Source organism: Isoptericola variabilis (assembly GCF_050311655.1).
Lineage (GTDB): Bacteria > Actinomycetota > Actinomycetes > Actinomycetales > Cellulomonadaceae > Isoptericola > Isoptericola variabilis.
The window spans coordinates 508,218-520,338 of record NZ_JBNOZM010000003.1 but is presented as its reverse complement, the minus strand read 5'-3'; the positions used below and the strand labels follow the sequence as shown (position 1 = coordinate 520,338).

Sequence of the window (12,121 nt, the reverse complement as noted above, 5' to 3'; positions counted from 1 at the left end):
GTTGACACCGTGATCGCGCGATCTCGCGCCTGATCACGGTGTCAACCGCCTGCTCGGCAGTGCTGGGGCGCGGGTCAGCCCCGCTCGTGCGCGCCGATCATCGGGAGGCCGAAGGCCAGCCCGACGAGGAGGATGCCGCCGACGACCATGTACGGGTCCAGGGTCGGGTTGCCGCCCGAGGCACCGGAGCCGAACAGCACCAGGCCGGCGGCGAAGAGCACGAACGCGCCGAGGAAGCGGCCGAGGACGGCACCGGTGGGCTCGGACTTGACGCGCGGGTTGACCTGGAAGTCGCTCATGGTCCGAGGATAGGCCGCCCGCGGCGGACGCGGCGAACCGCCCCCGCTGGCACCGTGCCTGTGCGCCGCCGGGTGCCTATCGTCCGGACATGGGGTACGCGACGAAGCACCTGACCACCGACACGTGGGACGACTTCGCGGCTCTCGTCGAGGCCCACCACGGAGTCTGGGGCGGGTGCTGGTGCATGGGGTTCCATCCCGAGGGCCTGAGCCGGGACAGCACGCCGGAGGGCAACCGCGCGGCGAAGCTGGCGCACACGCGTGCGGGGACGGTGCGGCAGGTCCTCGTCTACGACGGGGACGCGTGCGTGGGCTGGTGCCAGTACGGCACGCCGGCCGAGCTGCCGAACATCAAGAATCAGAAGGCCTACGAGCGCGACGCGGCGGAGCCGCCGACCTGGCGCATCGGCTGCATCTTCACCGCCGCGAAGCACCGGGAGCGCGGCGTCGCGCGGGCCGCGGTCCGCGCGGCTCTGGACGCCATCGCGCAGGCGGGCGGCGGGACGGTCGAGGCGTACCCGGAGCAGACCGTCGACCGGCCGCCGCAACGCGGCGCCTACCTCCACACCGGCCCGGAGGAGCTCTACGCGCAGCTCGGCTTCGTCCGCGACCGGCGGATCGCCAAGTGGCGGTGGGTGATGCGGGCCGACGTGCCCGCCGCCTGACGCCCCCAGGGCAGGCGGCGGGCGCGTCGACCGTTCACCGGCGCACGCGGACCGCCAGCTCCTTGCTGCGGGTCTCGCCCGCCGCGTTGGTGAGCACGGCGACGTACCGGTGCGTGCCGGGCTCGCGGCCGGTGAGCACCGTCGCGGCGGACTGCGCCTCTCCCCCGGTGCCCGGGACCAGCTCCTGCCGGTCCACCTCGACGCCGTCCTCGTACAGCACGTAGCCCGTCGCCTGCGTGCCCCACCACTTGTCCATGGAGACGACGTAGTCCCCGTCGCCGGGCACCTCGTCGGAGGCGTTGTCGTGGGACAGGACGGGCGTGCCAGGGTTCGCGTCGGTGACACGCACCGTGTGCGGGCCGGCGCACGGCGTCGTCCCGGCCGCGTTGACGAGCTCGCACGTGTACTCGTACTCGCCGTTCGCCTTGCCGGTGATGGGGACGGCGACCCGCTGCGCGTCCGTGCCGCCGTGCGTCAGCTTCTCCGTGCGGATGAGCTCCCCGTCCTCGTAGAGCCGCAGGCTGGTGGCGTTCTCGCCCCACCACAGGTCGACGAGGACGCGGTAGTCGCCGTCGCGCAGCCCGGTGTCCCAGCCGTTGTCGTCGCTGATCCGCGCGGTGCCCGGCGCCCCGGCGGGCACCAGCACGTCGAGCGTGCCGGCGACGCCGTTGACCTCGACCTGGACGGTCGCACGGCCGGGCGCGACGGCGGTGACGTCGTGCGTCGCCGGGTCCAGCGCGAGGACGGCGCCCGACGGCGCGTCGTCGGGCGAGCCGACGAACACCCGGTCCCCTCCCCAGCGGGACGAGACGGGCCACGCGACCGGCACCTGCCGGGTGCCGTCCTGCGTGACCAGGGCGCTGACCTGGCCCGAAGTGCCCACGGCGAGCTCCTCGGGGCCGCTCACCGCGACGCTCTCGGCGCGCGTCTCGACCTCCCAGGAGAACCAGCCGTCATCGCCGGTGCCCTCGGCCGCCGGGTCGACGCCGATCATCGACCAGCCGGTGAACCCGCCGTCGGCGGGCGTGCTGGCCGGGCTCTTGCCCGAGTTGCCGTTGACGACGTACGGGATGCCGTCCGCGGTGGCGGCGTGGAAGACGCCGACGTGCGACCCGACCGACGCGAGCTGCTTGCCCGACGTCTCGCGGAAGTCCTCGAACCAGCCGCGCAGCGTCTCCGCCTCCACCCGGTCGACGAGCTGGCTGGCCTTCGTGGGCAGCGGGTCGTCGAGCGGGTGGTGGAAGAGGGTGACCACGCCGGTCACGGTGTCGTCGGTGGCCGCGTCGTCGAGCGCGTGGCGCAGGGCCTTGAGCTGGGCGAAGTCGGCGCCCAGCCGCCCGGCCGACGAGTCGAGCATGACGAGCCGGGTGGTGCCGCCGGCGGCGGGCACGTCCACGACGTGCGTGCGCTCGCCGAACTCGTCCTCGAAGTTCTCGATGGACCCGCCCATCACCTCGTGGTTGCCCGGCAGGTAGTACCAGGGGAAGTCGGCGTCGGCGAGGCCCTCGTCGAGCACCTCGCGGGCCAGGTCGAAGTCGGCGGGCGACGCCTCGTCCACCAGGTCGCCGTTGATGACGAGCAGGTCCGGGTCGGCCGCGACGATCTCCGCCAGCGCCTGCTTCGCGCCCTGCACCGCCCCGGACCCCGGGTCCCGGGCGACGAACTGCGCGTCCGACAGCACCGCGACGCGCAGCGGCGCGTCGTCCGTCGCGCCGTCGGCGACGACAACCGGGTCCTCGACCCGCTCCGCCGCCGGCGCCTCGACGTCCGGCGGCACCTGGGCCCGCAGGTCGGAGACGACGACCTCGCCCGTGTACTGCTCCGCCGCCCGCGTCTCGAGCACGCGCAGGCGCTGGAGGGTGAGCGGGAACGCGACGCCCTCGGGGACGGCGAGCTGCACCTGGCGCCAGCCCTCCCACGACACGGTCGGGCCGTCGAGGTTGGTCACGACCCCGTCGCCCTGGCGCACCTGGAGCCGCAGCCACGCGCCGTTCCCGTCGCCGTGCACCCACGCCGTGAGCGTGCGGGGCTGCCCGGGCACCACGACGCCGCCGTCCGGCGCGACGGCGTACTGCCCGCGCGTCGCGGTGGACTGCGTGAAGTCGTAGGTGAGCTTCAGGCCCGCCGCGCCCTCGTGGCCCTCGGCCGGGCCGACCGAGCCGCCGGGTGCCCGGTCGTGCGCGGAGGTCCAGCGGGCGGCGTCGGCCAGGTCGGCGACGACGACGTCCTCGAGCGACACCGCGACGGCGACGTCGACCTCCTCGTCGCCGACCGCGAGCGTGAAGGTCGCGGCGCCGGAGTCCCGCAGCGCCCGGACCGCGAACGACCCGTCCGCCGCCGGCTCCAGCGCGGCGACGCCGTCGCCGCCCGTCACCTCGACGTCGCGCGCCTCGACCGGTGCGGAGTACCCGTCGGCGTCGTGCCCGACGACGGTGAGGGACGCGGTCGCGTCCGCGTCGGGGAGCGTCACGACCGGCTCGGGCACGGTGAGCCGCTGCAGGCCGCCCAGCACCGTGACGTCCGCGGCGCCCGTCGCGACGCCGTCCGACGCGGGGGACGCGGCGCGGACGGTCGCGGAGCCCGGCGCGACGCCGGTGACGACGCCCGCGCCGTCGTCGGCGCGCGCGACGGTGGCCGCACCGTCGTCGGAGGAGGTCCAGGAGTCGGGCCGGGTGTCGACCGGCGCGCGGGACTCGTCGTAGCCCTTGGCGGTCAGCGTGCGGTGCAGGCCGGGGAAGACGCGCAGCGCGTCGCCGGCGGGGGCGTCGCCCGTGGGCACGGCGGCGTGCACGTCGAACGCGTGCACCTCGCCCGAGCCCTCCGGGGTGAAGAGCCCCAGGCCGTTGGCGTCGAGGCGCTCGCCGCCGTCCGACGGGCTGTTCAGCACGCTGGTGCCGGCGTCGCCGGGCAGGCGCGCGACCATCGTCGTCGAGCCGCCGCCGTCGAGGTTGATCGCGTCGTCGGCGCCGAGCTGGGCGAGGAACCGGCCCAGCTCGGGCAGGGACGCGCCGATGCTCTGCGCCTGGCGGCCGTCCACGACCACGAGGTACGCCGTCGCGCCGTCCGCGCTGAGGCCCACCGCGGTGCGGGGGTGGCGGAGCGTCGCGAAGTCGCTGGTGGACGACGTGACCTCGCCGTCCTCGAGCAGCCAGTCGTCGGGGTCGCCGCCGATGGCGGTGCGGAGCTCGCCGAGGTCGTCGCGCAGGCCGTAGGCGAGCGTCACCTCGCCACCGGGCGCCAGCGCCGCCAGCGCGTCGGCCGCGGCCCCCGGCCGGGCGACGACGGCGCGGACGTCGTCGGGCAGGCGGCCGGAGCCCGGCGCGCCCACCGCGACGACCGACCCGGGCGAACCGTCCGCACCGCCGCGGACCTGCACCTCCACGCCCTGCTCCCCCGCGCCGAGCGGCCGCGTGCGCGCGGCGTCCCCCCAGGAGGAATCGAAGACGGCGACGCCGCCGGCCGGGACGGCGGTGACGTTGAGGCCCGCGACGGGCAGCTCACGGGAACCGTCGCCCGACCCGAGGGTGATCGTGCCCTCGAGGAACAGCTCCGCGAGGCGCGCGACGCCCGAGGCGTCGACCGTCAAGGCCTTCTCGCGGCCGGGCGCCGCGGACTTGAGCAGGGTGCCCTCGTCCACGGCCGCGCCGAGCGCGGCCCCGGAGTTGTTGATGTCGAAGAAGTCGCCGTTGATCGCGGCGACGGCGCCCCGGTCGGCCGCCATCTCGCTCACGGTCGCGTGACCGGCGACGGCGTCGGGGCCGAGGTACCCCAGCCGCGGCCCGCCGTCCCGGCCCAGGTGCGCGACGAGCACCTCGCCGCTGAGCCAGCCGTCGGCGGAGACCCGCGCGAACTCGGTGAGCTCCAGGCCCGGGGCGATCAGGCGCTCCGCGCGCCGGGTGACGATCGCGGCGCCCGCGTCGTCGAGCGGCAGGTCGGCGACGTCGTCGGTGAGCGCGTCCGTCGCCGCCGGGTCCACGCCGGCGGTCGCGACCGGCAGGTCGAGCGGCTCGTCCGGCGGGACGGCCACCGCGGCGCCGGCGGGCACCGTCATCGCCAGGCCGAGCAGGAGACCGACCCCGGCGGGGACGGTACGTCGGGCAGGGGGCAGAGCTCGGCTCGGTGCTCGGCTCATTCTGGGGTCCTCCGCTAGGTCGGGCCGGGACGTGCGCCGTCGCAGCGTCCCGCGACCAGGTTGCCACCAACTTTCACAGTGTCAACCAGGAGGGAAACTTTTCGCCGTGGCGAACCGGCGACGCGCCGGGTCACGACGCGCGACCGCCCTCGAGTTCCGCCATGGTGGGACGCATGGACCACCGCCGTTCCACCGCCCGCCCCGCCCGTTCCCGCGCGCTCGCAGCGCTGGGCGCCGCCGCGCTGACCGCGACGACCGCCGTCGTCGGCACCACCGCCGCGACGTCCGCGAGCGCCGACCCGCGCGACGACGTGAAGGTCCCGACCGCCGTCGGGTACGGCGGCGCGATCAGCACGGTGGACCCGGAGGCGAGCCGGGTCGGGCTGGAGGTGCTGCGCAAGGGCGGCAACGCGGTCGACGCGGCGGTGGCGGCCGCCGCCGCGCTGGGGGTCACGGAGCCGTACAGCGCCGGGGTCGGGGGCGGCGGGTACTTCGTGTACTACGACGCCGACAGCGGCGAGGTGCAGACGATCGACGGCCGGGAGACGGCGCCGGCGGACATGCCGACCGACGCCTTCGTCGACCCGGGCACCGGGAAGCCGTACCCGTTCACGCCGGACCTGGTGACGAGCGGCGTCTCGGTGGGCACCCCGGGCACGCCCGCCACCTGGCAGACCGCGCTCGACGAGTGGGGCACCTACTCCCTGAAGAAGGCGCTGAAGCCGGCGACGCAGCTGGCGCGCCGCGGCTTCGTCGTCGACCAGACGTTCCACGACCAGACCGCGGACAACGCGGAGCGGTTCGCGGCGTTCCCCGCCACGGCGGAGCTGTACCTGCCGGGCGGCGAGCCGCCCGCCGTCGGCAGCGTGTTCCGCAACCGCGACCTGGCGGACACGTACGACCTGCTGGCGAAGCACGGCACCGACGCGTTCTACGGCGGCGACCTCGCGGCCGAGATGGTGGACGTCGTCCAACGCCCGCAGGTCTCCCCGGACACGGACCTGCCCGTGCCGCCCGGCTACCTCGAGCTCGACGACCTGGCGGGGTACGAGGCCCTGGTGCAGGACCCGACCGTGTCCGACTACCGCGACTACGACGTCTACGGCATGGCGCCGTCGTCCAGCGGCGGGTCCACGGTGGGCGAGGCCCTGAACATCCTCGAGACGTTCGACCTGGAGGGGATGGACGACGCCGCCTACCTGCACCACTACCTGGAGGCGAGCGCCCTGGCGTTCGCCGACCGCGGCGCGTACGTGGGCGACCCGGCGTTCGTGGACGTCCCCCTCGACACCCTGCTGTCGGACGACTTCGCCGCCGAGCGCGCGTGCCTGCTCGACCCGGAGGCGGCGGCCACCAAGCCCGTCGCGCCCGGCGACGTCGAGGCCGACGACGCGGCGTGCGGCGAGACGATCGCCCCCGCCGACTCGGACACGGAGAACGTCTCGACGACGAACCTCACCGTGGTGGACAAGGACGGGAACGTCGTCGAGTACACCCTGACCATCGAGCAGACCGGCGGCTCGGGGATGCTCGTGCCGGGCCGCGGCTTCCTGCTGAACAACGAGCTCACCGACTTCTCCACCGTGTGGGCGGCGGACGACCCGAACCGCATCGAGCCGGGCAAGCGGCCCCGGTCGTCGATGTCTCCGACCATCGTGCTGCGCGACGGCGAGCCCGTGCTCGCGCTCGGCTCGCCCGGCGGCTCCACGATCATCACGACCGTGCTGCAGACGCTGACCAACCACCTCGACCGGGGCATGCCGATCGGCGAGGCGCTCGCCGCCCCTCGCGCGGCGCAGCGCAACACGGCGTCGGTCACCGCCGAGCCGGAGTTCATCGAGGCCTACGGCCCGGCGCTGGAGGGGTACGGGCACACGCTCGTCGCGTCGGGCGACGCGTTCACCTCCGCCGCGGAGATCGGCGCCGCCACGGCCGTGCAGATCGGCGACGGCGGCCTGCTCACCGCCGTGTCCGAGCCGCGCCGCCGCGGTGGCGGCGCGGCCATGGTGGTGCACCCGGCCGACGGGTGAGCCGCTCCAGGCGCGGCGGCTGCTTGTGCTGCTCCAGGAGGGTGCGCCGGTCGACGTCCGGCACCGGCCAGCACCGCGGGCCGGATCCTCATGCCCGCGAGCGTAGCGACCGCGGGCGTCAGCCGCCGACGAGCTTGCGGAGCAGCGCCTCCAGCTGCTCCCGCTCCTCCTGCGAGAGGGGGGCCAGCAGGCCGTCCTCGAGCTCGAGGTGCGCGGGGTACGCCTCGTCGATGAGGCGGCGACCCTCCGGCGACAGGGTGACCACACGCCCGCGTCCGTCGTCGGCCCGCGCCTGCCGGACCGCCAGACCGGCGGCCTCCAGGCGGTCGACCCGCTTGGACGTCGCGCCCGCCGTCACCATCGTGTGCTCCGCGAGCTCCCGCGGGTGGAGCGCGAACGGTGCGCCCGCGCGCCGCAGCGCGCAGAGGACGTCGAACTCGCCCTCCCCGATCCCGAACCGGCGGTAGTTCGCGACGAGCGCGGCGGTGAAGTCGTCGGAGATGCGACGCATCCGCCCGATCACCGCCATCGGGCTCGGGTCGAGGTCGGGGCGTTCCCGGCGCCACTGCTCGACGAACGTCGCGACGCGATCGACCTCAGCCATGGACCCACTCTACTTTCCATGGAAAGTAGAGTGGTTTCCATGGAAAGTATGTCGTGGCCGCGCCGGGCCTGGCTCCGTGTCCGCTGGCCCCTGGTCGCGGCGGTCGGGCCGGTCGCGTTCGGGTCGAACTACGTCGTGACGCACCACCTCCTCCCGGGGGGCACGCCCCTGTGGGGGTCGGCGATCCGCGCGCTCCCGGCGGGTCTCGTCCTGCTGCTGGTCGCACGCCGGCTGCCGCGCGGCGCCTGGTGGTGGCGCTCGGTCGTGCTCGGCACCCTCAACATGGGGATCTTCTTCTGCCTCGTGTACGTCGCGGCTCAGCTGCTCCCCTCCAGCGTCGCCGCCTCGCTCATGTCGCTCAGCCCGCTGGCGATCGCCGGCGCGGCGTGGCTCCTGCTCCGCGAGCGCCCCACGCCGCGCGTCGTCGTCGCGGCCGCCGTGGGCGGTGCCGGCGTCCTGCTGATCGTGGGCACCGCGACCGGCGCGCTGGACGGCTGGGGCATCGCGGCGTCCGTCGCCTCGATGGTGCTCTCGTCCGTCGGGGCCGTCCTCACCAAGCGGTGGCAGGACGGGACGCCGGTGCTCACGGTCACGGCGTGGCAGCTCGTCGTCGGCGGGCTCGAGCTGCTCGTCGCCGCGGCGCTCGTCGAGGGCGCGCCGCCCTCCCTGACCCTCACCGAGACCCTCGCGTTCGCGTACGTGAGCCTCGTCGCCACGGCGCTCGGCTTCGTCTGCTGGTTCAGCGGGTTCCGCCACCTCCCCGCCGGGGCCGTGGGCGTGATCGGCCTGCTGAACCCCGTCACCGGCGTCGCTCTCGGCGTCCTCGCGGGGGGCGAGGTGCTCACCGGGCTCCAGGCCCTCGGCATCGGGCTCGTGCTCGTCAGCGTCGCGCTCGTGAACGCGGGGCGCCGGACCCCGCGCGACGCACCGCCACGGGGCGAGAGCGCTCAGGTCAGGCCGGCGCCGCGCGTCGCCGCCTCCAGCAGCTCCAGCACGTGCACGTAGTCACGGCCGGTGGCGCGGGACATGCCCATCTCGCAGGTGCGGTTGTTCGACACGTAGGCGTCGTACCGGCCGCCGGGCCGCGCCCGCTCCCCCGCCGCGACGTCGGCCGCCTCGGCGTGCGTCGCGGCCGCGGTGAGCTCGGGGTGCAACATGCCGCGGTCGCCGGCGAAGCCGCAGCAGCCCCACGCCGCGGGCACGACGGCGTCGTCGGCGACGGCGGCGGCCACGGCCTTCAGGTCGTCCACGGCGCCCAGGTGCACCGTCGCGCAGGTGGGGTGCACGACGACGCTCGGGAGGCGCGCGACGTCGACGCCGCGCTCCGCGAGCGCCGGCAGCACGTCCGTGCGCACGAACGTCACGGCGTCGACGATGCGCAGCCGCGCGAACCGGGCGGCCTCCTCCCCGGACAGGTGGTGCGGCGTCTCGACCAGGCCGTGCGTGCAGCTCGACGCGTCGCACACGACCGGCAGCTCGCCTCCACGCGTCGCCGCCCACAGCGCGTCGAGCACCTGCCGCGCCATCCGCGCCGCGCCGTCGGGCAGGCCCTTGCTCACCCACGGCGTACCGCAGCACAGGCCGCCGATGCCCGCCGGCACGGCCAGGCCGATCCCGGCGCGCTCGCACAGCGCGCGGAGCGCCGCCTCGGCGCCCACCGGGCGCCCGTCGGCGGGCCCACCACCCTCGGGCACGCCGCCGTCCGCCGGGGCGAACAGCTCGCCCATGCACGAGGCGAACAGCACGGCCCGCGGCTCGCCCGCGCCGACGCCGTCCACCTCGCGCTGCGGCCCGGGGCCGGGCAGGTCGTCGTCCACCCGGGGCACGACGTCGGTGCCGACGATCCCGCGCGCCACCTCCGAGGCCACGCGCACCACGGGCGTCGGCACCTGCCGCACCACACCGAGCGCGCCCCGCAGGACGTCCACGACCGGCCCCCACGACCCCGCGAGCGCCTCGCCGCCCTTCTGCACGAGCGCGGGGTTCGACCGCGCCCGGTGCCCCTTCATCACCACGCCGGTGTCGATGCCGACGGGGCAGGCCTCGACGCACAGGGAGTCGGCGGCGCACGTCTGCACGCCCCAGTACCGGTACGCCTTCTCCAGCTCCTCCCGCTCGTGCTCGGGCGCGACGGCGAGCTCCTTGAGCAGCGCGATGCGCTGGCGCGGCGTCGTCGTCACGGTGCGCGACGGGCAGCCGGGCTCGCAGTAGCCGCACTCCACGCAACGGTCGACGAGCGGCGCGTCCTCGCCGCCGGCGGACGCCTCGACCTTGAGGTCGCGCAGGTGCTCGTGCGGGTCGTCGGTGAGGATCACGCCCGGGTTGAGCAGCCCTCGCGGGTCGAAGAGCCCCTTGATCTCGCGCATGACGGCGTACAGGTCGTCGCCGTACTGGCGACGCACGAAGGGCGCCATGATGCGGCCCGTGCCGTGCTCGGCCTTGAGCGAGCCGCCGCGGCCGAGGATCAGGTCCACGAGGTCGTCGCTGAACGCCGCGTACCGGTCCAGCTCCGCGGCGTCGCCGAGGCGCGGCGTGATCATGAAGTGCAGGTTGCCGTCCTTCGCGTGCCCGAACGTGACGGCGTCGTCGTACCCGTGGCGCGCGAACAGGCCGCCCAGGTCGCGCACGGTGGCGGTGAGGTCGGGCACCGGGACGACGACGTCCTCCAGCAGCGCCGTCGCGCCGGCCTTCCGGGCGCCCGCGACCGCCGTGTACAACCCCTTGCGCACGTGCCACAGGCGCTCGCGCGTGGCGGGGTCGGTCGTGAGCGTGGCGGGCAGCTCGAGGTCGAGGCCGTCGACGACGGCGCGGGCGGCGTCCTGGAGCGGCGCGAGCGCGTCGTCGGTCGCGGCTCGGTACTCCACGAGCAGCGCCGTCTGGCCCGTGATGCCGGCGCCCGCGGCCAGCGACCGCATCGACGGGTCCGCCTTCGGGTCGGCCGCCGCGACGCGCAGCGACGCCGCGTCCATGAGCTCGATCGCCTCCGGACCGGACGCGCCCAGCGGGACGAGAGCGTCCGTGGCCCGCTCCAGGGAGTCGAAGACGAGCAGCGTCGTCGCGACCCGCGTCAGCAGCGGCACCGTGCGGAAGGTGACGTCCGCGACCCAGCCCAGCGTGCCCTCCGAGCCGATCATCAGGTGCTCGAGGATCTTCACCGGGCTGTCGTGGTCGAGCAGCGCGTTCACCGAGTACCCCATGGTGTTCTTCATCGCGAACTGCCGCTCCACCTCGGCGCGCATCGTCGCGCTGCCGCGCACCCGGTCGCGCAGCTCCGCGAGGCCGCAGTACAGGTCGGGCTCCAGTGCGGCGAGGCGCGGGTCGGCGTCCGGCGCGCCCGTGTCGACCACGGTGCCGTTCGCCAGCACCACCGTCATCGCCTCCACCGTCCGGTACGCGGTGCGCGTGGTGCCCGACGACATCCCGGAGGAGTTGTTCGCCACCACTCCGCCGACGGTGCACGCGACCTCGCTCGCCGGGTCCGGCCCCAGCCGCCGCCCGCGCCGCGCCAGGTGCCCGTTGACCAGCCGCAGCGTGGCGCCGGGCTGGCAGCGCACGCGCTCCCCGCCGTCCAGCACCTCCACCCGCGCGAACCGGGTGCGCGTGTCGACGAGCATCCCCGCCCCCGACGCCTGCCCCGACAGGCTCGTGCCGCCCGAGCGGAACGTCACCGGGAGGCCGCGGCGGCTCGCCTCCCGCATCGCGGCCACCACGCCGTCCACGTCGTGCGCGCGCACCACCACCTCCGGGCGCAGCAGGTAGTGCGACGCGTCGTGCGCGTGCGCCACCCGCGTCAGCAGGTCGGTGCGCAGCTCGTACCCGTCGGTCGCCGCGGCGCCGCGCGTCGTGCTCCGTGCCGTCATCGCCCCTCCTCCGCGGCCCGGGCCGCCAGCCGTCGGCGGCGCGGCTCGACGCTCGCCGCCCGCCCGCCGTGCACCCGGTTCGTGAGCAGCACCGCCGTCGCCCCCGTGCCGAGGTCGGCGACGAACGACGTCCCCGTGAATCCCGCGTGCCCCACCTGGCCTCCCGACACCATGAACCCCGGATCGCCGCGCCGCAGCCCGAGCGCCTGCCCCCACGGCGCGCCCGCGCGGCGCGCCGTCGCGCCGGTCGACGTCGCTGGTACGTCGAGCACCTCGCGCGCCGGGGCGTCCGGGTCGAGCAGGCCGTCGTCGACCAGCGTCGCCGCGGTGACCGCCACGAAGGCCTTCGTCACCGACGCGAGGTCGAACCGGGTCGCGGCGCCCGTCGTCCCCCGGGCGGCACCCGGCCCGGCCGCGAACGCCTCCCCCGTGCCCGCCGACGGCGCGACGAGGGCCGCCGCGGACGACCACCCTTCGTCGTCGGCGCGCCCGTCGAGCAGGCCGGCGGGTCGTGCGGGGTGCGGCACGGGA

At 75.7% G+C, this 12,121-nt stretch carries 8 protein-coding genes; 3 read left to right on the top strand and 5 right to left on the bottom strand.

What is annotated here, in order from left to right; genetic code table 11:
- Positions 1-74 precede the first annotated feature (74 nt).
- Entirely contained in the window at positions 75-299 is a 225-nt protein-coding gene (locus ACQP60_RS09560) for a hypothetical protein (protein ID WP_429731262.1), read from the bottom strand.
- 89 nt (positions 300-388) lie between these two features.
- Between ACQP60_RS09560 and ACQP60_RS09555 the strand changes: the two genes are divergently transcribed.
- On the top strand, positions 389-964 hold the full coding sequence (locus ACQP60_RS09555; RefSeq protein ID WP_429731260.1) for a GNAT family N-acetyltransferase: 576 nt from the start codon (positions 389-391) through the stop codon (positions 962-964).
- A gap of 34 nt (positions 965-998) precedes the next feature.
- On the opposite strand, the gene ACQP60_RS09550 is transcribed toward ACQP60_RS09555, so the two are convergent.
- Positions 999-5,096, bottom strand: a complete 4,098-nt coding sequence (locus tag ACQP60_RS09550; protein WP_429731257.1) for a phosphodiester glycosidase family protein — start codon at positions 5,094-5,096, stop codon at positions 999-1,001.
- 173 nt (positions 5,097-5,269) lie between these two features.
- On the opposite strand from ACQP60_RS09550, the gene ggt reads away from it, so the two are divergent.
- Positions 5,270-7,126 (top strand): gamma-glutamyltransferase, encoded by a 1,857-nt coding sequence (gene ggt, locus ACQP60_RS09545; protein ID WP_429731253.1) that lies wholly within the window; start codon positions 5,270-5,272, stop codon positions 7,124-7,126.
- A 118-nt stretch (positions 7,127-7,244) separates the two neighbouring features.
- Here ggt and ACQP60_RS09540 read toward each other — a convergent pair whose 3' ends face one another.
- Positions 7,245-7,730, bottom strand: coding sequence for a MarR family winged helix-turn-helix transcriptional regulator (locus ACQP60_RS09540; protein WP_429731251.1), 486 nt, complete (start codon positions 7,728-7,730; stop codon positions 7,245-7,247).
- Between the two features lie 39 nt (positions 7,731-7,769).
- Between ACQP60_RS09540 and ACQP60_RS09535 the strand changes: the two genes are divergently transcribed.
- Complete coding sequence (locus ACQP60_RS09535) at positions 7,770-8,735, top strand: DMT family transporter (protein ID WP_429731248.1); 966 nt, start codon at positions 7,770-7,772, stop codon at positions 8,733-8,735.
- On the opposite strand, the gene ACQP60_RS09530 is transcribed toward ACQP60_RS09535, so the two are convergent.
- The gene (locus ACQP60_RS09530) at positions 8,678-11,590 is read right to left on the bottom strand and encodes an FAD-binding and (Fe-S)-binding domain-containing protein (RefSeq protein ID WP_429731245.1); all 2,913 of its coding nucleotides are present in this window, start codon (positions 11,588-11,590) and stop codon (positions 8,678-8,680) included. The genes ACQP60_RS09535 and ACQP60_RS09530 overlap by 58 nt on opposite strands.
- Positions 11,587-12,117: a serine hydrolase gene (locus tag ACQP60_RS09525; protein WP_429731242.1), complete on the bottom strand. Its 531-nt coding sequence runs from the start codon at positions 12,115-12,117 to the stop codon at positions 11,587-11,589. Before ACQP60_RS09525 ends, ACQP60_RS09530 begins: the two co-directional genes overlap by 4 nt.
- Between the last annotated feature and the right edge of the window lie 4 nt (positions 12,118-12,121).